Annotated in this window: 15 protein-coding genes and 2 tRNA genes; 10 read left to right on the top strand and 7 right to left on the bottom strand. The window is 56.5% G+C overall.

The window, feature by feature from the left end; genetic code table 11:
* Positions 1-41 precede the first annotated feature (41 nt).
* The 3 genes from CPH65_RS18055 to CPH65_RS18045 all read left to right on the top strand — a co-directional run bounded on the left by CPH65_RS18055 (position 42) and on the right by CPH65_RS18045 (position 5,210).
* Positions 42-1,946, top strand: coding sequence for an extracellular solute-binding protein (locus tag CPH65_RS18055; RefSeq protein WP_096175141.1), 1,905 nt, complete (start codon positions 42-44; stop codon positions 1,944-1,946).
* A gap of 131 nt (positions 1,947-2,077) precedes the next feature.
* Entirely contained in the window at positions 2,078-3,784 is a 1,707-nt protein-coding gene (locus tag CPH65_RS18050) for an AMP-binding protein (RefSeq protein ID WP_096175140.1), read from the top strand.
* Between the two features lie 79 nt (positions 3,785-3,863).
* Positions 3,864-5,210: a hypothetical protein gene (locus CPH65_RS18045; RefSeq protein WP_096175139.1), complete on the top strand. Its 1,347-nt coding sequence runs from the start codon at positions 3,864-3,866 to the stop codon at positions 5,208-5,210.
* Between the two features lie 26 nt (positions 5,211-5,236).
* Here CPH65_RS18045 and mfd read toward each other — a convergent pair whose 3' ends face one another.
* A complete protein-coding gene (gene mfd / locus CPH65_RS18040) occupies positions 5,237-8,734 on the bottom strand; it encodes a transcription-repair coupling factor (RefSeq protein ID WP_096176495.1) in 3,498 nt (1,165 codons plus the stop codon).
* Positions 8,735-8,834: 100 nt separating this feature from the next.
* Entirely contained in the window at positions 8,835-9,134 is a 300-nt protein-coding gene (locus tag CPH65_RS18035; protein ID WP_096175138.1) for a succinate dehydrogenase assembly factor 2, read from the bottom strand.
* A gap of 278 nt (positions 9,135-9,412) precedes the next feature.
* Between CPH65_RS18035 and recG the strand changes: the two genes are divergently transcribed.
* Positions 9,413-11,518: an ATP-dependent DNA helicase RecG gene (gene recG / locus CPH65_RS18030; protein WP_096175137.1), complete on the top strand. Its 2,106-nt coding sequence runs from the start codon at positions 9,413-9,415 to the stop codon at positions 11,516-11,518.
* A 49-nt stretch (positions 11,519-11,567) separates the two neighbouring features.
* On the opposite strand, the gene CPH65_RS18025 is transcribed toward recG, so the two are convergent.
* Complete coding sequence (locus CPH65_RS18025; protein ID WP_096175136.1) at positions 11,568-12,389, bottom strand: DUF502 domain-containing protein; 822 nt, start codon at positions 12,387-12,389, stop codon at positions 11,568-11,570.
* A gap of 210 nt (positions 12,390-12,599) precedes the next feature.
* On the opposite strand from CPH65_RS18025, the gene CPH65_RS18015 reads away from it, so the two are divergent.
* On the top strand, positions 12,600-12,983 hold the full coding sequence (locus CPH65_RS18015; protein WP_096175134.1) for a YbaN family protein: 384 nt from the start codon (positions 12,600-12,602) through the stop codon (positions 12,981-12,983).
* Between the two features lie 33 nt (positions 12,984-13,016).
* Here CPH65_RS18015 and glmS read toward each other — a convergent pair whose 3' ends face one another.
* Both glmS and glmU read right to left on the bottom strand, forming a co-directional pair.
* Complete coding sequence (glmS, locus tag CPH65_RS18010; RefSeq protein ID WP_096175133.1) at positions 13,017-14,843, bottom strand: glutamine--fructose-6-phosphate transaminase (isomerizing); 1,827 nt, start codon at positions 14,841-14,843, stop codon at positions 13,017-13,019.
* Positions 14,844-14,973: 130 nt separating this feature from the next.
* Complete coding sequence (gene glmU / locus CPH65_RS18005) at positions 14,974-16,323, bottom strand: bifunctional UDP-N-acetylglucosamine diphosphorylase/glucosamine-1-phosphate N-acetyltransferase GlmU (RefSeq protein ID WP_096175132.1); 1,350 nt, start codon at positions 16,321-16,323, stop codon at positions 14,974-14,976.
* A 168-nt stretch (positions 16,324-16,491) separates the two neighbouring features.
* Here glmU and CPH65_RS18000 point away from each other — a divergent pair, with 168 nt between their 5' ends.
* Together CPH65_RS18000 and CPH65_RS17995 are read left to right on the top strand one after the other, a co-directional pair.
* Positions 16,492-17,568, top strand: a complete 1,077-nt coding sequence (locus CPH65_RS18000) for a hypothetical protein (RefSeq protein ID WP_096175131.1) — start codon at positions 16,492-16,494, stop codon at positions 17,566-17,568.
* 153 nt (positions 17,569-17,721) lie between these two features.
* Positions 17,722-18,645 (top strand): DMT family transporter, encoded by a 924-nt coding sequence (locus tag CPH65_RS17995; protein WP_197703884.1) that lies wholly within the window; start codon positions 17,722-17,724, stop codon positions 18,643-18,645.
* Between the two features lie 4 nt (positions 18,646-18,649).
* Here the strand turns inward: CPH65_RS17995 and CPH65_RS17990 are convergent, their stop codons facing one another.
* Positions 18,650-19,387 (bottom strand): cytochrome c biogenesis CcdA family protein, encoded by a 738-nt coding sequence (locus tag CPH65_RS17990; RefSeq protein WP_096175130.1) that lies wholly within the window; start codon positions 19,385-19,387, stop codon positions 18,650-18,652.
* A gap of 415 nt (positions 19,388-19,802) precedes the next feature.
* On the opposite strand from CPH65_RS17990, the gene CPH65_RS17985 reads away from it, so the two are divergent.
* From CPH65_RS17985 to CPH65_RS17975, 3 genes are all read left to right on the top strand, one after another.
* Positions 19,803-19,878, top strand: a tRNA-Lys gene (locus CPH65_RS17985).
* Positions 19,879-20,092: 214 nt separating this feature from the next.
* A tRNA-Lys gene (locus tag CPH65_RS17980) sits at positions 20,093-20,168 on the top strand.
* Between the two features lie 430 nt (positions 20,169-20,598).
* Complete coding sequence (locus tag CPH65_RS17975) at positions 20,599-21,066, top strand: DUF4864 domain-containing protein (RefSeq protein WP_157747779.1); 468 nt, start codon at positions 20,599-20,601, stop codon at positions 21,064-21,066.
* 86 nt (positions 21,067-21,152) lie between these two features.
* On the opposite strand, the gene tgt is transcribed toward CPH65_RS17975, so the two are convergent.
* Positions 21,153-22,313, bottom strand: coding sequence for a tRNA guanosine(34) transglycosylase Tgt (gene tgt / locus CPH65_RS17970; protein WP_096176493.1), 1,161 nt, complete (start codon positions 22,311-22,313; stop codon positions 21,153-21,155).
* Positions 22,314-22,382: the final 69 nt, after the last annotated feature.

Below are 22,382 nucleotides of genomic sequence, written 5' to 3'. Positions count from 1 at the left end.
ACGCCTGTTGCACCGGATGCCAACGGCGTGAGGAGCCCCCAATGTCCCACTCCCTAGTGTCGTTTCCACCGTCGGCTGGTCGTCTTTGCTCGAAGGTCTTGTCCGGGAAAGTCATTGATCAGGGATTGAAAGTCTTCTCGGTTTTATCCCTTGCTGTGGGGCTGCTGGCCGGAGCGTCTGTTGCCTCGTGGGGCGAACCGGTGCACGGCATAGCAATGCATGGCGAGCCCAAATATCCAGCTGACTTTGTGCATCTCGATTACGTCAATCCGGACGCGCCCAAGGGCGGGAAAATAACCTATGGCGGTCAGGGCAGCTTTGACAGTCTGAACCCCTTTATTCTTAAAGGGGTCGCTCCGCGGGGATTGTGGGACGATAGCTACGGCCTCAATGTTTACGAGCCACTCCTGATGAGGACCGCTGATGAGGCCTTTTCGCTGTATGGATTGATCGCGGAGTCGGTCGAGTTGCCCGAGGATCGGTCTTCCATCACCTTCACCTTGCGCGACAATGCCAAATTCTCGGACGGTCACGTGATTGATGTGGAGGATGTGAAATTTACCGTCGATCTGCTCAAGGAATACGGGCGTCCGGCATATCAGAGCCGCCTCAAGCGGGTGGTTTCCATCGAAGAACCGGGGCCAAGACAGATTCGGTTCGTGTTCGAGAATGGTGAAGACCGTGAATTGCCGCTACTCATCGGTACGCTGCCGGTTTTGCCAGCCCATGTGATCGATCCGGAAAAAATCTCCAAATCAGGCATGTATGAGTTCATCGGGTCCGGGCCTTATGTGCTGGACAGGATCGATGCGGGCACCAAGATTGTTCTCAAGCGCAATCCGGATTATTGGGCCAAGGACCTGCCGATCAAGATCGGGCAGGACAATTTCGATGAAATCCATGTCGAGTATTTCCGCGACAATACGGCGATGTTCGAGGCCTTCAAAAAAGGCGTGTTCGATGTGTTGCCCGAATCCGATCCGGCGCGGTGGGCCAATCAATATGACTTTACCTCTGCCAAGGATGGCCGTGTCAAACAACGGGTTTTTGAATCGAGGTTACCCAAGGGCATGTCGGGTTTTGTCTTCAACACGCGCAAACCTGTGTTTGAGAACCGGGCCGTGCGGCGGACGCTTGCCAAACTGTTCGATTTCAACTGGGTGAACAAGAATCTCTACTACGGCCTGTTCACACGCTCTTCGAGCTATTTTGAAAGCTCGATCCTATCATCGGTCGGCGTTGAGGCAAACGAGGCGGAACGGGCCCTGTTGGCGCCCTATATCGACAGCATTGATGCGGACATTCTGGACGGTACCTATAGGCCGGTTTCGGCTGAGGATGGCCGGGAAATGCGGCAATTGATGCGCGGGGCGATCGCCGATCTGGCCGCCGAGGGTTATGTGCTCAAGAACGGGGTGATGACCCACGCAGAGACGGGCCGTCCGCTGGCGTTCGAGTTTTTGGCAACATCCAGCGAACAAGAGCGTCTGGCACTTACCTACAACCGCATCCTGCAGCGGATCGGGGTCAAGATGTCGATCAGAACCGTGGATTCAGCGCAGTATTGGGAGCGGCGCAAGACCATGGATTTCGACATGATGAAGATGTCGTGGAGCGCGTCGCTATCACCGGGAACTGAACAATATTCTCGCTGGCACTCCTCACAGCGCGACCAGGACGGCTGGTTCAATCAGGCCGGTGCAGATGATCCGGCGGTCGATGCCATGATCGAGGCTCTGCTTGCTGCGCGTTCGCAGGACGAGTTCACCGCCGCCGTGCGTGCGTTTGATCGGACCTTGATCAATGGCTACTACGTGTTGCCCCTGTTTCACAAGAAGGATCAGTGGGTCGGCATTTGGACCCGGATCGGCATCCCCGGCAAAGAGGTCAAGGGACGTCCGCTGTCCGGTTATCGTCCGACGGTCTGGTGGTATCGGGGCGAATAAATCCTGTTTTTAGCCAATAACATGGTTAACAAGGCTTCTGTTCTTTCCCAAGGGGATATGTTCGCTTTTGTGGAATCAGGTAGACTGTGACGTGAACCAACTAAGAGTCATTGATTCTCAAGAGGCTGTACATGCTGCTCTCCACTCCGGACGAAATTGAAAACTATCGGACTTCCGGTCTATGGGGAGATGCGCGTATCGATCAATTGTTCGTCGGGCATGCGCAGGACAGAGGCGATGAAATCGCGCTGATTGATGATCAGGATCATCATGCAGTGACCGGGCGCAAACCTCAGTGTTTGTCGTTTCAGCGCACCTGGCGACGGGTGGTTGGGCTTTGCAACTTTCTGTCCGGCGTTGGCATGAAGCCCGATACCGTCGTGGCGGTTTTGCTGCCCCCTTGTGCTGATGCGGCGGTCCTCAGTCTGGCTGCAAGTCGTATGGGCTATATTCTTGCGCCCCTGCCTCTGACCGTTGGCGAGTTGGAGATGCGCGAGAAGATCGAGCAGCTCGGAGCCAAAGCCATCGTTTGCTGCGCCCATTATGAAAATGAGCCGGTTGCCGAGCGTGCCCGCAATGTCGCAGCGGAGCTTTTCTCCATCCGGTTTGTCTTCTCCATCGGTGACGGGGCCCCGGAAGGGCTGATCGAGTTGCAGGGTGTGCTGGACGATGAGGACAGCGTTGATGACGAGCAATTGTGGGATGTCCCTGCCCTGCCGTCTGCCGACGTGGTTCTGAGCGTCAACTGGTCTGCCGCGTCCGCCCAGCCTTCACAGGCGTTGGGGCGCAATCACAACCAGCTGCTTTCCGCCGCGCGCCATGTGCATGAGCAGACTGACCTGGAGGCTGGTGATTGCCTGATGCTTGTTCATCACATGACAGGGCTTGTGGGCCTTGCCGTGGGCCTTGTCGGAGCCTTTGACGTCGGGGCTCGTGTGCAGTTTCATCATTTTCGCACTGCGGCGAAGCTCTCCCAGACCATGTGCGAATTCGGCACGCAGCATGTCTGCATGCCCGGCGTGCAGTGGCCGGTGCTTCACGGCATTCTGCCCATGGAGGTGCGGGAGCAGCTCAAGAGCGTGATGCTGGTCTGGAACCGCAGCCATCGCAGCAAGCGGGTGTTCGGTCAGAACGAAACCGCAGCCCGGCTTCTGGACATCACCAATTTCGGCGAGTTGGCGTTGTTCTGTCAGTTGCGCCGCCATCCCGACGAGATCGGCTCCATTCCACTTGGTGAGATCCCTTCTCGCGCTGCGTCAGAAGCTGCATGGATGGAAACCCATCTGTTCGGTATGGATGAAAGCCGTCTGGAAACCGATGGCCAGATCGTTGCGGGAGAATTGTGCCTTAAAAGCGCGATGTTGCCCAGCAGCAGCTATCCAATTGCTGGCGCCATTGATGGCGTCCCTCTGAATGCGACCGAAGAAGGGTTCATTCACACTGATATCGGCTGCCATCTCGTGACCGAGGAGCATGGCGAACAACGCGCGCTGTTCCGTCCTCTGGGAGAACTGTCTGACATCCTGACCATGGGCGCGCTCAGTGAACGGGCCTCCGATCTTGATGCCCTCTACAAGGAGTGCGTCGGGGTTCACGATGCCGGGGCGTTTCTTGTGGCCGGGGCGACCGATGGTCCATCGCGCCTGATGGCGGCTCTTGTCGTAGATGATCGAGATGTTGCCCGCGAGAACTTCTATGCCTTTCTCAAGGAACGCAAGGTTTCCCCCACCCGGTGGCCGCGGGACATCATCTTTGTCGAGGCGATTCCGCGCAACACCAAAGGCGTCGTTCAGCGTGACAGTCTGATCGAGGCGGCCGAGCTTGAAAAGGTCGCATAGAATTTCTTCTTTTGCCTGCCAGCCATTGTCAGCCGATTAGTGCCTGTCAGCTTGTATCAAAGGGTTTTCAGTAAGCGGTATGGCCAAACAAACGCTGATTTTCACGCATCATGATTGCGGGCTGGACGTTCCTCAATGGGCCGAAATGCTGATCGAGGCCAATTTTGCCTGTTGGGCACATTGTGTGCATTCGGAAGAGAAGCCGGACGATGTGTCGCTTGCGGCTGATATCCTGATGCTGGATCTGCTCGATGTTCCGCAGGAAGAAGTGGCTGACGTGATCATGCGCGCCTCTGACTTGCGGCACAGCCTTGGCTTTGCAGATGCGCGGGTGCCAATGGTGGCGATCGCTCATCCAGCCGTCATGTTTGACGAGGATATGCTCAAGCCCTTCTCCGATGTTATCAAGCCGCCGCTTACCTTGGATCTGATCGCCAATCGGCTGATTTCCCTGATGCGGCTTGCGACCATGCGGCGCGAGGCTGAAAGGCGATCCCAAACATTCAAACGGTTCGGGGTTGGCCTGCCCGTGGTGCCACCTCCTCGTCTGATGGAAAAGCAGGAGCTGCTCTACTTGGGCGCGGGCACGGCCCTGTTGCCGATTGAGACCGCTCTGCGAAGTGAAATCGAGATTGTCGCGGCGCTCAGCCCCTCGATGGCGCTGCATTATCTGGAGACGCATCCCTTTGATGCCCTGATTGTCGAGGTCAGGGATTACAATGAGCATCTGATCCAGTTTATTGCGGATCTCAGGCGCAATTCGAACTATTTCTCGTTTCCCATCATTGTTGTCTGTCACAAGCGGGCGACCGAGGATGGGTTGGCGGCGTTGGCATCCGGGGCCAACGATATTGTTTCCTTTCCCTTCTCCGAACGGTTTTTCGAGAACCGCATTGAAATTCTCGTGCGGGAAGAGCGTTACCGGCGGCAATTGCGCAAGATTTTCACCGAAGCCCGGCTTCTGATGCCGACGGATGAGGTAACGCGGCTTTATTCGGAAGAGTTCCTGAAGACCCATCTTGATGTGCTCAATGAACAAGACGGGGCCGTCTCAATGACGTTTGCCGGTCTTGACGTCAGCTTTGACGCGCCGGATGGCACGCAGGCGGAGGTGCCTGAGCCTTCGCTTCTTGCGCGCGTTGGACGGTTCGTGTCCTCGCTCATGCGGGCCGAAGACATGCTGACCCGCCTCGACAACGGTCGCTTTGTGGCGTTCTTTCCGGATACGGATCTGTTCGAAGCACGAATTGCCCTGCAGCGGATCCGCTCGATTGTTCACCTCAGTCCATTCGTGCAGAAAAACGCCAGCTATGGTGTGACGGTGACGCTCGATTTCTCTTTGCATCATTGCGATACGCATCAGCCGGATTTCGACCCGGACCGGATCCTAAAGGATCTATTCGAAAATCCGGTGATCCGCTTCTAGAACAGCGCGCGCGACGGAAGTTGACCTCAGCTCTGCTGGGCCAACTTTGCAAGTTGCGTCATGATCACGGCTGTGCCTTTCAGGCGGGCGTTGGGCGTTGCCCAATCGCGTGCAAGAAAGATCTTCTGATCGGGACGGATTTTGGCCAACAGCCCCTGCTCGGTGATATAAGCGACCAACCCGGCGGGATTGCTGAATTCGTTGTTGCGGAAGGCAATGACCGCCCCTTTGGGGCCAGCGTCGATCTTCTCGACATTGGCCTTGCGGCACAATCCCTTGATATAGACGATCCTCAAAAGATGCTTGACCTCGTCCGGCTGCGGGCCGAAGCGGTCGGTCAGTTCGGCTGCAAAATCGTCGATTTCATCCGCTTCAATCAGATCGGCCAAGCGGCGATAAAGATTGAGGCGCAGTTGAAGGTCGGCAACGTAGGAATCTGGGATGAGAACCGGGGTGCCAATGGCGATCTGCGGCGACCATTTGTCTTCCATGATCGTCAGATCACCCGAGCGCAGGGAGGCAACAGCTTCTTCCAACATCTGCTGGTAAAGCTCGTAACCGACTTCTTTGACATGGCCGGATTGCTCTTCGCCCAAGAGGTTGCCCGCGCCTCGGATATCAAGGTCGTGGCTCGCCAGCTGGAAGCCTGCACCAAGAGTATCGAGGCTTTGCAGGACTTTGAGGCGGCGCTCGGCGGTGGGCGTGAGGGTCTTTTTGGCCGGAACGGTGAACAGCGCATAGGCACGGGTTTTGGAGCGCCCTACCCGTCCGCGTAGCTGATAGAGCTGGCTGAGGCCAAACATGTCGGCCCGGTGGACGATGAGCGTGTTTGCGGTCGGAACATCGATGCCGGACTCGACAATCGTTGTCGACAACAGCACATCAAAATGCCCGTCGTAGAAAGCGGTCATGACGTCGTCGAGCTGCCCGGGGGGCATTTGTCCATGGGCGACGGCGACCTTGACCTCAGGCACCTGCTCGGTGAGGAACTGATGCACCTGAGCGATATCCGTGACACGCGGGCAGACATAGAAGCTCTGGCCGCCGCGATACCGTTCACGCAAAAGCGCCTCGCGGATGGTGAGCGCGTCGAAGGGGGAAATGAATGTCCGCACAGCGAGGCGATCAACCGGCGGGGTGGCGATCAGCGACAACTCGCGGACGCCGGTCAGCGCCAATTGCAGGGTGCGCGGAATTGGGGTTGCCGACAGGGTCAGCACATGCACGTCGGCCTTCAGTTCCTTGAGGCGCTCCTTGTGCTTGACCCCGAAATGCTGCTCCTCATCGATGATCAGCAGACCAAGGTCCCGGAAGTCGACACTCTTGCCAAGCAGAGCGTGGGTGCCAACGACGATATCGACGGAGCCATCCTTGAGCCCCTTCTTGGTCTCGGACAGCTGCTTGGGCGTAACGAGCCGTGATGCCTGCGCCACGTTGAGTGGGAAACCGACGAATCGGTCGGCAAAAGTCTTGTAATGCTGGCGAGCGAGCAGTGTCGTGGGAACGACAACAGCCACCTGGCGACCGTTCATGGCCGCGATGAAAGTGGCGCGCAGAGCAACTTCGGTCTTGCCAAAGCCGACATCACCGCAGACGAGCCGATCCATCGGACGGCCCGAGCCCATGTCGTCGAACACCTGCTCGATGGCATTGAACTGATCTTCGGTTTCGTCGAACGGGAAGCGGGCTGAAAACTCGTCATAAAGCCCTTCTGGCGGTGTGATCCGTTCGGCCTGTCGCAATTCGCGCTCCGCAGCCACCTTGATCAGCTCGTCCGCCATCATGCGGATCCGGGCTTTCATCTTGGATTTGCGGGCCTGCCAGGCAACACCGCCGAGCTTGTCCAGTTGGGCTTCGGTGTCCTCCGAACCATAACGTGACAAAAGCTCGATATTCTCTACCGGCAGAAACAGCTTGTCTCCACCCGCATAGTGGATCTCGAGGCAATCGTGCGGCGCGCCGGCTGCATCGACGGTTTGCAGTCCTTGAAAGCGTCCGATGCCGTGCTCGATGTGAACGACGATATCACCCTGCGTGAGGCTGGCTGCCTCGGTGAGGATATCGGAGCTTTTCTTGCGGCGGCGCTTGGAGCGGACAAGGCGGTCGCCCAGAATGTCCTGCTCGCCGATGACGGCATCTTTTTGCGTCTCGAAGCCGCTTTCAAGCTCGAGAACCGTGATGCCGACCTGTTTGGGCATGATCACGGTTCGGGTCGACCAGCTTTCATAAGGAACGAGGCCTGTCATGCCGTGGTCGGTAAGCACCTGATGCATCCGTTCGGCTGATCCGGCAGACCAGCAGGCGATGGTGACGCGTTTCTTGTCGGTCTTGAGGGTCTTGATGTGCTCGATAACCGCATCAAAGACATTCACACTGTCGGCGCTGCGCTCAGCGGCGAAGGTCCGCCCCTGCTTGCCGCCCAGATTGACGATTGCGCCGACGCCCGTTTCGGGCACATCGAAGGGCGACATGCGAACCCGCGGCAAGGTGCCGATGAGACCGGTCCAGTCTTCCCGGGTAAGATAGAGCAGGCTTGGATCGATGGGTTTATAGGGAACCCCCTGCTCCAGCCCGGCTTCCACCCCTTCCTTGCGGGATTCGTAATGGTCCTTGATCAGCGTGATGCGTTCATCGATGGCATCATCGCTCAAGGGATCGAGTATCAGCGGCGCTTCGCCCGTGAAATCGAACAGGGTCTCAAGATCGTCATTGAAGAAGGGAAGCCAATGCTCAATGCCCTGATAGCGCCGACCATCGCTGACGGCCTGATAAAGAAGATCGTCCCGGGTGGCGGCTCCGAAGCTGGACGTGTAGCGACGACGAAATTGCGAGATCGTCTCCTCATTGAGGATGACTTCTGACGCGGAGACCAGATCAAGGCTTCTGAGCTGACCGACCGTGCGCTGGCTCTGAGGGTCGAAGCTGCGAATGCTTTCGAGGGTGTCGCCGAAGAAATCAAGGCGCACGGGTTCTTCGGCTCCGGGCGCGAAAAGATCGAGAATGCCGCCTCGAGCAGCATATTCGCCGTGTTCACGCACGGTTGGCGTGCGCAGAAAGCCGTTGGCTTCCAGCCAGACAATGAGGTCGTCCATGTCGACTGAATTGCCCGGTTTTCCGGACCAGCTTTGTTTCTTGACCGATGAGCGGCTCGGCACGCGCTGCAATATCGCATTGACCGAGGTCAGCAAGACGACTGGACCATCGAACGTGTCATAGGCAAGGCGTGACAATGCCGTCATGCGGCGCGCGGAAATCTCACTGTTGGGTGACACCCGATCATAGGGAACGCAATCCCAGGCGGGAAAAGACAGGCACGAGATCTTTGGTGAGAAGAACCGCAAGGCCTGTTCAATGGCCGCCATGCGGCGGTCGTCCCGCGCAATATAGACCGACACCACGCCTTGCGCTTTTGTCTTCATGTGGGCATGTGCCACTTCGGACACGGCAAAGCCTTCCAGCCCGTCAGGGACATGGCTGATGTGAAGCATCATGGAGCTTTGAAGGGCGTCTGAAATGGCGGTCATGAAGGGAGCTGTCAGTATAAAGAATGGTGCGCAGAGCGCATCGGGCATGGCAGAGTTCTGTCATGCCCACGGAGGGAAAGCCAAGATTGATCGAGATTGATCAGAGCAGGCCGCTTTCGAAATTTTCGTGGTAATTCTTGATCTTGTGGAACGTCGGGCAGTCAAAGGCTTCAGGTACGGGGATCTCATCGGTGAACCACTGCATGAGATCGCGGTCGAACTGATCCATCAGCATTTCCAGTTCCGTGAGCTCCTGATCCGTCAGGTTGTGAATCTCACCATCAACGAAACGACCGAGCATCAGGTCCATTTCCTTGATCCCTCTGTGCCAAGCGCGCATGAGAATTTTCTTGCGGCGGACATCGAGGCCGTCGCTGCTAAGGGTGCTGCCATGGGACATCGGTCTTGCTCCTTGTTAAAGCATTTTGCAAAGCGACTGTTTCACGCTGTGCGGGCTTCGTCTGGCGGTCTTGTCAAATGTTGGCCCTGTATAACCCCTGCGGACTGGTTTGTCAGCTACAGATCGGCGAGTTGTGATAAAACAAAGAGAGAACATTGCTTGACGAGACCGGTGCGTTTGGCCATGTTTGTATTGATGGCGATGTTGCCGTGATTCAGGACCTGAATGACGCTCGTCGTTGTCATCTTTATCTCACGTGGAAAAGCAGTCGGTCGGTCATGCGCCCCAATCATCTCAACAGCTATTTTTCTTCTCTAAGCTCTTTGAAGGGGGTGGGGCCGAAAATGGCGCAGGCCTTTGCCAAGTTGCTCCGGGGCGATGTCCTTTTGGAGCCGCGACGGATCGATCTGCTGCTGCATATGCCGGTCTCCGTCATTGATCGCAACCTGCGTTCATCTCTTGCGATGACCCCGGACGGGGTGATCGTGACGGTCAAGGTGACGATAGACAAACACCTGCCTCCACCACGAAACAACAAGCGGGTGCCCTATCGCATTCTGGCGCATGATGAGACCGAAGAGCTCACGCTGACCTATTTCCACGCCAAGGGAGGCTATCTTGAGCGGCAGATGCCTGTTGGTGAAGTGCGGTATGTGTCGGGGCGGCTCGAGCGCTTTCAGGGCGCGCCGCAGATTACCCATCCTGACTATGTTGTCGATGAGGATGATTTTGCCACCCTGCCGCTGATTGAACCGGTCTATCCCCTCACCGCAGGGGTATCGGGAAAGCTGGTGCACAAGACATTGCTGGCCGCGTTTGAGGGGCTAGAGCCGCTTCCTGAATGGCAGGACGGGGTTCTGCTCGACCGGGAGCACTGGCCGTCCTTCCTTGATGCGCTGCACACACTCCATGCCCCGATGGGCCTCGACGATCTGGCCTTCGAGTCTCCTGCTCGTCAGCGGCTCGCCTATGATGAATGTCTGGCAAGCCAGCTCGCGCTTTCACTTGTTCGCAGCAATGTGAAAAAAGTCGCCGGTCTTGCAAGGCGGTGGGATGGCCGACTGAAGACCGCCCTGATTGCTGCCCTGCCCTTCACGCTGACTGGCAGTCAACAGTCGGCAATTGCCGACATCGAGGCAGATTTGGGTGTGGCGGAGCGCATGCTGCGGCTTGTTCAGGGGGATGTGGGCAGCGGCAAGACGATGGTGGCGCTGATTGCCGCGGCGGACGTTATCGAGTCTGGATCGCAAGCCTGCATGATGGCGCCGACGGATCTTTTGGCGCGACAGCATTTCCAGTCCGTCAAAGGCCTCTGCGAAACCGTCGGGATCCGGGTGGCGGTGTTGACAGGCAAGGATACCGCAGCAACCAAACGCACCACTCTTGCGGCATTGCATAATGGGGATATCGACTTTCTCATCGGCACACATGCGCTCTTCCAGCAGTCGGTTGATTTCGCCGATCTTGGGCTTGCCATCGTTGATGAACAGCATCGGTTCGGCGTGCACCAAAGGCTGGCGCTTTCATCCAAGGGGCAGGCGACGGACCTTTTGGTGATGACCGCAACGCCCATTCCGCGCACGCTCGTCCTCACCCATTATGGTGACATGGATGTTTCGCTGCTGACGGAAAAACCGGCTGGACGCAAACCCATCGATACTCGCACCATGAGCGTTGATAGATTGGGCGAACTGGTTGCGCGGCTTGATCAGGCTCTGGCACAGGGCGCCAAATGCTATTGGGTCTGCCCGCTGGTCGAGGAATCCGAGGTGCTCGAGGTCACGGCGGCGCAAGAGCGTTTCGAGAGTCTCAAACCGGTGTTCGGGCACAAGGTCGAGCTTATTCATGGCCGGATGACGAGCGAAGAAAAACGAACCGCTATGGACCGGTTCAAGGATGGCGATGCGCAGATCCTCGTTGCAACGACGGTGATTGAGGTGGGTGTTGACGTGCCCGAAGCGACCATCATGGTGATTGAACATGCCGAACGGTTCGGGCTGGCGCAATTGCATCAGCTCAGGGGGCGTGTCGGGCGGGGAGATCGTGCCTCGTCCTGCATCCTGTTGTTTCAGGGGCCGCTTGGTGCCATCGCCAAGGAACGGCTGAAGATGATGCGAGAGACCGAGGATGGCTTCGAGATCGCCGAGGCGGATTTGCGACTGCGCGGCGAAGGTGATGTGCTGGGCACCAAACAGTCAGGCATGCCGGGTTTTCGTCTGGCGGACGCCGAAGCGCATAAGGGTCTGATGGAGATGGCGCGCAAGGAGGCGCGCCTGATCGTGGAGAAGGATCCCCAGCTTGAGGGGAGCCGAGGCAAGGCCTTGCGAGATCTACTCTATCTGTTTGAGAGAGAATCCGCGATCAGGCTTTTGAAGTCGGGCTGATCATCACCAATGGTTTTGATAGCGTTATCGATGCCCTCTTTCGGGATATCTATCGCGCGGCATGATCATCGGTCAGGGCGGGGCTGCCCTTATCGGATGGAGTGCTCACGTTCTCCGAGGGCATATCAAGCGGCTCAGACCGGAACAATTGCGCAACCTTTTCTTCCTCTTCGGCAGCGGCGTTCTCCTCGATGAAATCGGGGCTGACAAGGCCGGCTGAGATCACCAGCTTGGCTGCGTCTTCGACACCCATGTCGAGCAAGATGACATCCCGGCGCGGCACGAACAAAAGAAAGCCAGAGGTCGGGTTGGGAGTCGTGGGCAAGAAGACGGACAGATAGGTGTCGCTGGTTTCATCACTCTTGCGAAGCCTGTGGTCGACTTCCCCCTTGGTTTGGGTCGCGATGAAAGCCAGCGCCCAGATGCCGCGGCGGGGATATTCGATGACGGCTGCCTTGGTGAAGGTCTTGCCTTTTTGCGAAAGAGCCGTCTGGAAAATCTGCTTCAGCGCATTGTATAGATTGCGAACCAGAGGCATTCGGCCAACCATCAACTCACCGAATGTCACAAACGAGCGTCCGACGAAGTTGGCGGTCAGGGCACCAAGGATGGTCAGGATGAGGATCGAGAAGATCAATCCGACACCGGGCACCGAAAAGGGCAGGTAATTGTCCGGGTTATAGATGTGCGGAATGTATGGTTTTACCTGCGCATCAACCCACTTGATGAAGGACCACGTAATGTAGATCGTGATGCCGATGGGTGCTGCAATCACCAGACCAGTGAGGAAATAGTTGCGCATACGCGCGCCAAACCTCAGCCTTACGTGATCGGGCAGTTCCGCAGTTTCTTGATGTTTCTGTTTTTTCATTACTTTTTATCGCGTTTTGACACCCGGAACTTTCGCATCATGCAAGCCGGTCCTATATAAATAGTGTGGTTGGAGAAATGTTCAAAGCGCTTAAGACGCAATCCAGAAAGAATTCTATGCACATCCTGTTGCGAAAACGAGCAGTCGTCGCTATCTCCGGCAAGACCGTCCGCTCGCTTTGGCGATGTCCCCCCTCGCAGGAACCTGTCCATGGATAGACTGAAACGACCTTTCTTCTTGGCGCTGGGTCTCCTGCTGTGTGCTGTTGGCGTGGTGGGCGCGTTTCTCCCCCTTTTGCCTTCGACCATTTTTTTCATCATGGCCGTCTATTTCTTTGGTCGATCTTCACCCAAGCTTGAGGCCTGGGTGCTGGATCACCCCATATTCGGACCACCCGTGATTGCCTGGACCGAACACAAGGCGATACCGCGCAAAGCCAAGCTTTTGGCTTTCGCGGGAATGGCCTTCGGATTTGCCATGTTCATCTATCTCACCCGGCCTGACACTTTGTTGCTGGCGGGTGTCGCGTTGTTTTTTATTGCGAGCGCCGCCTATGTCGGCACGCGCCCAGAAGGGCCGAAGTCGGACGAATAGTCTGACTTAAGCTTAGGGCATTGCGCGACCGGACTACTCGACGGTGACGGATTTTGCGAGGTTTCTGGGCTGGTCGACGTCGGTGCCCATGAAATTGGCCGTGTGATAGGCCAGAAGCTGAACCGGCATGGCAAAGACGATTGGCGCAATGATCTCGGGCACTGTCGGCATCTCGATCACCTTGCAATCTTCAAGGCCGTTCTTGTAGGCCCCCGCCTGATCGGTGATGAGAATGATGCGGCCATCCCTTGCCGCGACTTCCTGCATGTTCGAGACGGTCTTGTCATAATAGCTGTCGTGCGGCGCGATGACGACCACCGGCATGGTCTCGTCAATGAGGGCGATGGGCCCGTGTTTGAGTTCGCCTGCTGCATAACCTTCCGCATGGATGTAGGAAATTTCCTTGAGCTTCAGCGCGCCTTCCATGGCGAGCGGGAAGTTGGTGCCGCGCCCCAGATAGAGCACATGCTTGACCTTGGAGAGGTCGTGGGCCAGCTCTGCAATGCTGTCCGATGCCTTCAATGCCTCGCGGATATAGCGTGGCAGCTCGCTGAGCGCCTTGGTGTAGGCCTGTTCTTCTTCCGACGTGATAGTGCCGCGGGCGCGACCGGCCATAATCGCGAGTGATAGCAGCACCGACAGCTGGCAGGTGAAGGCCTTGGTCGAGGCTACTCCGATTTCGGGACCGGCAAGGGTCGGGAAAATGGCATCGCTCTCGCGAGCGATGGTGCTTTCCGTCACGTTGACGATGGACGCGATATGCTGACCTTGCGCGCGGCAATATCTCAGGCACGCCAGCGTGTCGGCTGTCTCGCCGGACTGGGAGATGAACAGCGCAAGGCCGTCCTTTTCCATCGGCATTTCGCGATAGCGGAACTCGGATGCGACATCGATATCGACCGGAAGACGAGCCAGCTTCTCGAACCAGTATTTGGCAATGACCCCGGCATAATAGGCTGTGCCGCAAGCGCTCATGGCGATGCGGCTCAGTTTGGCAAAATCGAACGGCAGATCCTGCGCAAGGCGTACGGTGCCGCCGGCAAAGTCAACATAGTGGGCGAGCGTGTGTTGGATGACTTCGGGCTGCTCGTGCATTTCCTTTTCCATGAAATGCTTGTAGTTGCCCTTCTCGACAATGTTGGCAGACGCCATTGCGGTGGTTGCCGCACGGGTGACCGGATTGTTGGCCTCGTCATAGATCTGCATCGAAGTGCGACCAAGAACCACCCAGTCGCCTTCTTCGAGATAGGTGATCTCGTCGGTGAAAGGCGCCAGCGCAAAGGCGTCCGAGCCGAGGAACATCTCGCCATCGCCATGGCCGACGGCAAGCGGCGAGCCGCGACGGGCGCCGATCATCAGATCCTCTTCCCCGCCGAAGATGATGCCAAGCGAAAAGGCCCCGTGCAGACGACCAAGAACCGCCGCAACGGCATCGACCGGAGCCTTGCCAGTGTTCAGCTCTGACTGAATCAGATGGACCACGGTCTCGGTGTCGGTTTCGGTCTCAAACGCATGGCCCTTGGCAGTCAGCTCGTCGCGCAGCTCGCGGAAATTCTCGATGATACCATTGTGGACCGCGGCGACGTTGCCAGCCTGATGCGGATGGGCGTTGGTCTCGTTGGGGATACCATGGGTGGCCCAGCGGGTGTGGCCGATGCCGATATTGCCCGGCAGCGGGCTCGCCTCCAAGAGCTGTTCGAGATTGCGTAACTTGCCCGGCGCGCGCCTGCGGCCCAGCTGACCATCGGAGATTGTCGCGACACCAGCGGAATCATAGCCGCGATATTCAAGTCGCTTCAGCGCATCCACCAGTTGGGGCGAGACAGGGGTCTTCCCCAGAATTCCGACAATGCCACACATAGCAATCTCTTTCCTGAACAATGAATTTGGTAAACATTGGGTAACGCAGAAATGCGGTTTCGCGGAAATCAAATCCCGTTGCAATTTCTAACGATGGTCTGCTTGATCATGCTGGCTTTCAAGCCGGGTATCAGTGTTTCTTCTTTGCCGCCTTCTTTTGCCTGAAGGACGCGGCCCATCCGGATTTGACGGTCGGGCGGGCGCGGGTAAAGGCGAGGTCATCTGCTTCAACCGGGTCCGTTATGGTGCTTCCCGCGCCGATGATGGCGCCATCCCCGATCGTGGCCGGAGCGACAAGCGCGGTGTTGGATCCGATAAAGGCTCCTTTGCCGATGTCGGTCTTGAACTTGTCGAAGCCATCATAATTGCAGGTGATGGTGCCTGCGCCAATGTTGGCTTTTTCGCCCACACGGGCGTCGCCAATGTAGGACAGATGGTTCACCTTCGCGCCCTTTTCGATGCGGGCCTTCTTGATCTCGACAAAGTTGCCAACCTTGGCCCCCTCTTCCAGTACGGTGCCCGGACGCAGCCGGGCATAGGGGCCGATGACGCAGCCGTCTGCGACCTTGGTAGACTCGACGTAGGAAAAAGCGCGAATGGTGACATGGTCGGCAATGGTGACACCGGGGGCAAAAATGACGTTCGGTTCAATCAGAACATCGCGGCCCAGCTTGGTATCGTAGGCGAAATAGACGGTCTCGGGCGCGACGAGCGTTGCCCCTGCGGTCATGGCTGCGTCGCGTGCGCGCCGTTGAAATGCGGCTTCCACATTGGCCAGATGCTGGCGGTTGTTGACCCCCTGCAATTCGTCTTCATCGGCTTCCACGGCTGTGGCGCCGAGCCCTTTTGCCAGGGCCTTTTCAACCGCGTCGGTCAGGTAATATTCTTTCTGGGCGTTGTCATCATCAATGGCATCGAGCAATTCGAGCACATGCTTTCCGGAAAAGCCCATAATCCCGGCATTGCAGAAGGAAATAGCGAACTCTTCGGGCGTGCAATCCTTGGCTTCGCGAATAGCAACCAGCTTTCCGTCTTGCTCGATGAGACGGCCATAAGGATCGGGCACGTCAGAGCGGAAACCGAGCACAACGACATCATGCCCCTCGGCTATGCTGTCACGCACCGACTTGAGGGTGTCGGATGTCAAAAGCGGGGTATCACCGAACAGCACCAGCACGTCATCCTTGGGATCGATGAGATCTGCCCGGGCGGCAAGCACGGCATGGGCGGTTCCCAGACGGTCTGTCTGTATGTGCGCATTGACAGCGGGATGGATTGCCGTTGCTGCCCTTTGGACCGCTTCCATGTCTGGACCGACAACAACCGAGATCAGATCAACACCGGCTTCGCTTGCCGCCTTGGTCACGTGACCAATCATCGACAGCCCTGCGATCTGGTGCAAGACCTTTGGTTGGTCTGATTTCATGCGAGTGCCCTGCCCCGCGGCCACGATAATTGCCTGACATGTGCGCCGGGTCATGAATGCTCTCCTTGCGTCGGAATCGTTTTGATATATATCGGTAATCCAAGATTAACTAAGGATCAATTGAGACAGTTGTGAGAACAGCCTTGCGGGACTGAGAAAAAAAGACTTTGCTTAACGAAGCGTGAAACAAAAGATTCGCGTGGTACGGAGGCACTTGAAGAGATGGCGCTGCCAGGCAAAACCATCTTCGACGTGACCATGATGGCTGGTTGGGCATTTGCGGCAGTCCTGATCGGTTTGGTTGCGTTGACGTTGGTGGATGACAATGGCGACACCGCAGACAAGTCCAGTGTTGTAGCAACATTGGACAATGCTGAAACGCGTCTTGTTACCGGATCTGTGCCTGATCCGTCCGACGCGCCGGGCAGAAAACCTTCGTCAGAGCTGATTGAAGAGCAAAATCAATCTTATGATCCCTTCATCAAATCAGCAGAACAGAATGCCAATCAGATGCAGGACGTGCTGGCAGAGCTTCGCTCTCTCAAGCAGGAAGTCGCCTCGTTTCATGTCAGCATCAGCCGAATGCGAGTCGAGAACAATCGTCTGAGACAGCGGTTGGCCAAGGTCGAGCTGGGCGATGGTACCGGTAAGGACAATGTTCGTGTGGTCGAGTTGCCGCGTCGCGACGATCCAACTTCGATCATCCTGAACGGCCGCAAATTGCCCAAAGAACAAGAGATTGATTTTTCTTCGACAGGATCGATCCGCCCCGCACAAAACATACCCGAGGCAGGCCAGAGGCAGGCATCCCCCAAGAAACCTGTTTCAAAGCTGAATGCATCCAGAATTCAGGTGAGCGAGGAACCACTCAGCATGGATCTGGTTGAAGGGGATCAGGCGGACAAACCGATGATGCCTCGCATAAAGCCCATCGACCTCGTAGGGGATGGCAAGCTCCCGGAAGGGGCTGAGGATCCTGTGAGTGAAGTGGTCGACAACCCTCCTCTTCCCGGCAAGGCAAGCCAAACCACCTTTGCCGTCGATCTGGGTCAGTTCATCTCTTTTTCCGAAATCAAGGCGGCCTGGAAGGAAATTTCAAACTCTCAGAGCGAGCTCTTGGGGGATTTGTCCCCGCGAAGCTGGGTTTCACAAGGTGAAAACAATCGGCTGGCTCTCGATTTGATCGTCGGCCCGCTGCAAAATGCAGCCGATGCCGCGGCTCTTTGTGCCCGCCTCAAGTTTCAGGACTATGCCTGCAATGTCGCAACCTATCGCGGGCAAGAGCTTGCCGAGATGTAGCCGGAGAGGTCAATATCCTCCCGACTGTCTCTGAGACGCCCGTACAACGGGCATGGAGATGCAGCCCCCGGCGAAATCTAACAATTGCTGGTGTCTTCTTTTGGGTATAGACACTGGGATCATCTTGTCTGACATTTGAAAGACCCTTCTCCCGTGTCTCCCACCACTCTGGCCTATGCCCTGTTGGCGTTCTGTCCGTTCTTCATGGCGTCCAATATCATCATCGGTGCCGTTGCCGTCCGGACCGTCGAGCCCTTTACGCTGACCTTCCTGCGCTGGGGGCTGGCCTTCTTGATTATCCTGCCGTTTGCATGGCGCGCGATGATCAAAAGTCGTGAAACCTTGATCCGGCAGTGGCGGTTGGTCTTGTTGAACAGCTTTTTGTTGATGGTTCCGTGCGGAGCGGGTGTCTATTGGTCGTTGAAATACACTTCCGCGACCAACGGAACGCTGATCTATACCGCCACGCCTGTGCTTATTATCGTGATGGAATGGCTGTTTCGGGGCCGCGCGATTTCAACGCGGGAAATCATCGGCATTCTTTTTGCCATGTGCGGCATTCTCTGCATCATCTTCAAGGGCAGTCTTGCGGTGATGATGGATGTTCAGTTCAATGCGGGTGATCTATTGTTCGTGGTGGCTGCAAGCGGCTTTGCGATCTATTCGGTGGTCTCCAAGTCCAAGGCCTTGCAGCCGGTGCCAATGGTGGGGATGTTCGCCGTTGTCGCGGTCGTCGGTGCCTTGATGCAGATCCCGGTGATGGCGTTCGAACTGGTCGAATATGGCTTTCCGCAGGCGCTTGATCAGTGGCTGAGCATAGGCGGACTGGCGCTCGTTGCCTCTGTTCTCGCCTTCATCACCTATCAGTATGGCATCTTGGTTCTCGGGCCTTCTACCGCGGGCATGGTGATGTATCTGTTGCCGCCGGTCGGGGTGTTGCTGGCTGTGGTGTTCCTGGGAGAGGACTTCAAGACATTTCACTTGTTTGGTCTTGTGCTGGTCATGTCGGGGATCATTCTTGCGACCTTCCCCCGGCGCTATCTGCCTCAGATGTTCACCGGTTCCAAAGTGTCCTGACCGATCAGCCGATTGTGCTGAGCCCCGGGAGCATTTCCTGCAGCCAGAATGCGGCATTCTGCACCTGCCCGGTGACGAACAGAATGCCGGTCAGCACGAGCATTCCGCCCATCACTTTTTCAACTGTTCCCATATGCTTGCGCAGGCCGCTCATGGCGCTGGTGAATTTGCCGGCAAATACGGCTGCGAGAAGAAACGGAATGCCAAGGCCAAGGCTGTAGGCGGTCAGAAGGATCATTCCTTGCTGGATGTTTTCCTCTGTTCCCGCAATAGCCAGAATGGTTGCCAGAACCGGGCCGATGCATGGGGTCCAGCCAAAAGCAAACGCAAGGCCGATCAGATAGGAACCAACAAGGCCTGCCGGTTTGCGCGACACATTCACCCGTGCTTCGCGGTAAAGAAACCCGATCCGGAAAACACCCAGAAAATGCAGTCCCATGATAATGATGACGGCGCCAGCCACATAGGACAGCATTCCCATATGCATCTTGAGATACTGTCCGATCACGGAAGCGCCCGCACCAAGCAGCACGAAGATCGTCGAAAAGCCGAGCACAAAAGCGAAGGCCGAAAAGAACACCTGAGCGGCAGCTCTCTGCTTGTCTTTGGTCCCGGTGAATTCATCCATCGAGACGCCAGCGATAAAACACAGATAGGGTGGAACCAGCGGCAGGACGCAAGGTGAGATGAAGGAGATCAGACCGGCCAAAAATGCCCCGGGGATAGTTACGTCGAAAGCCATGGTATCTTTTCTTCTTTCTTCACGCTCACTGTTTGCTAGGGCCGGACGGTCGCAATAACGGTGCGCAATACGGCTCGCCCCCTCATTAGCGACATGTCGTAAGCATGTCCAATCACGCCCTTGCGACTGCGTGTGAAACTCTTGGCATCCACTGTGCCCGGCGATGCACCGGACATGATAACTGAGTGAGAGCATACCCCTGTTTGCGCCGTAAACGACATGAGACAGGGCGTCGCTGTCGCTACGGATGAGGCCACATCATAACACCAACACTTTGGCGGCAAAAACGTCATTCTATAGAAGCAAATCACGGATTTATGACCTTGGTCGAGTTTTCCCACGAAAATTCAAAGGAATTTGGTGTTGGTGTTGACTGAGCGGAAAAATCCGTTACAAAGGCGCTCACCAACACGGAGTGCCCGTAGCTCAGTTGGTAGAGCATCCGACTTTTAATCGGACGGTCGAAGGTTCGAATCCTTCCGGGCATACCATGCTTTCCCAAAAATTCGCCAATGCCAAACGCTTCCGAGCGATTGACGATGCTTTGATTTTGTTGCAGAGGTTGGTGAAACAAGTGTGTGCAGGAATTAGCTGTAGAAAACAGCTTTTTGCAGCAGCGGCCTCTCGACTGGGAGGATTTATCTGTTACAACAGGCACACTTCATGATTTGATGACGGGACGGTTTTTCTCGTTGTTTGTGGTATGTGCCCGTAGCTCAGTTGGTAGAGCATCCGACTTTTAATCGGACGGTCGAAGGTTCGAATCCTTCCGGGCATACCATCCCCTTTTCTTCCCCAAGATTGCGTTCCCTCATCGCTGCGTTGGCAGGTGTTCTCGCTGTTCGAGTCTGTCCGATTCCTCGCTTCGTCATTTACCGACTTGCAATGCCGGACAATCTCTTTCCGTGAAACAAGTTTATTCACAGCGCAGTCTGCTTCGGTGACTGGGATGTAATGTGACAATCTAGTGACTTGTAATCGCTACATTGTGACGCACAAAGTGCGTCATTTGTCGCCTGTTGGCAGTCTTTAGTTTTCGCCCATCCATATAAAATTATTGTGATTTCTCTAGGAAAGCGCACAAATTGCGTTACACTTTTCTGTGCGTACAAGATGAAGTGCCCCAGGGATGCTGGGATAATGCAAGGAGAAGAAGCCAACCAGATACGGAGTCATGTCATGAAACATGTCCTATTTGCGCTGGTATCTGTTTGGCAGCGTTCGTTGCCCAACCGGCTATCAGTGCCGAGAATGCCGCTCCCAAAGAGCCCCCGAAGATCGTTGTAGCCAAAGCCGAGCAGAGCGATGCGGAGCGCCTGCAGGTGGCGAATGTTGATCGCAAGACCATCAAGTTTGTGGTGAAACTGCACATCGCGAGCCTCAACCAGCAACGCGCCGATCTGTTCTCGCAGACCTTTACCAAGAAGACGCAGGAAGCATTCGAGTCCCCCGGCCATATGCTGGCGTTTTTCTCGATTCGGTATATTCCGGTGGTGCATGCCAAATCGTTCGACTTCGATGGTCTCGATCTGGAAGGCAAGGTTCCTGTTCAGCATGGCTATCTGACGGATTCAAAAGGCAACCGGTGGCGCCTGTCCTATGGCTTGCAACATATCGGCAATGGTGACTGGCGGATCATCTCAACCATCATAGAGCATGCGCCGGGCAATCCGACGTAGCTTTTCATGATCGGTGTGACCGTGTCCTCCCGACTGCGGGATGTCGTCTCAGTCTGCGCCATGTTCTGCCAAGAGGACTTGCGGCGCTAGAGAGCAGGAATGTCTCCCCGGGTCCAGGCTTCCTTGACGGATGCCTTGTGATCTGTAAACCGGCCTTCTGAGATGGCATCCCGCATACCCTGCATCAGGTCTTGATAGTAGGCGAGATTGTTCCATGTCAGCAGCATGGATCCGAGCGCTTCATTTGATTTCACAAGGTGATACAGATAAGCGCGGGAATAGTCTCGCGCCGCCGGACAGGCACTTTCCGGATCAAGCGGGCGCGGATCGTCCTTGTGGCGGGCGTTCTTGAGGTTGATCTTGCCAAAGCGCGTGTAGGCAAGGCCGTGCCGCCCTGCCCGCGTCGGCATGACGCAATCGAACATGTCGACGCCGCGACTGACCGATTCAATCAGATCATCCGGCGTGCCGACACCCATCAGATAGCGCGGCTTGTTGTCTGGCAGCAGCGGACAGGTAATGCCGAGCATATCGAGCATGACCTCCTGCGGCTCACCGACAGCAAGACCGCCGATAGAATAGCCTTTGAGGTCCAAAGCTTTGAGAGCGAGAGCTGATTCCTCGCGCAGACGCGGAATATCGCCGCCCTGCACGATGCCAAACATGGCCTGCCCCGGACGGTCGCCAAACTGGGTCTTGCAACGCTCTGCCCATCTTAGGGAGAGCTGCATCGCCTTTTCGATTTCTTCTTCACTCGCCGGCAGCCGGGTGCATTCGTCGAGCTGCATCTGGATGTCGGAGCCAAGGAGGCACTGGATCTCGATGGAGCGCTCCGGTGTCATCATGTATTTGACGCCGTCGATGTGGGATTTGAACTCCACACCCTTCTCGCTCATCTTTCTCAACTTGGCCAGCGACATGACCTGAAACCCGCCGGAATCGGTGAGGATCGGATAGGGCCAGTTGGCGAATTTGTGCAAGCCGCCAAGCTCTGCAATGCGCTCCGCGCCGGGCCGCAGCATGAGATGATAGGTGTTGCCAAGGATGACATCGGCACCGAGATCGCGCACTTGACCGGGATACATGAACTTGACTGTCGCAGCCGTTCCCACCGGCATGAAGGCCGGGGTGCGGATGGTGCCGCGTGGCATGGTGACCTCACCGCAGCGGGCCGCACCATCGGTCGCATTGAGCTTGAAGGTGAAGTCAGTTGGGCGCGGCTCGGGCAATGGCTGTCCTTTGCCCATGCGGTCGGAACCCAGGGGCGGTGTTGCTGTGGCGGATGTGGTTTGCTCTGTCATGATGCTTTGACCTCC

The organism is Cohaesibacter sp. ES.047 (assembly GCF_900215505.1).
GTDB lineage: Bacteria > Pseudomonadota > Alphaproteobacteria > Rhizobiales > Cohaesibacteraceae > Cohaesibacter.
This window is presented reverse-complemented; position numbering and strand designations above follow the sequence as displayed.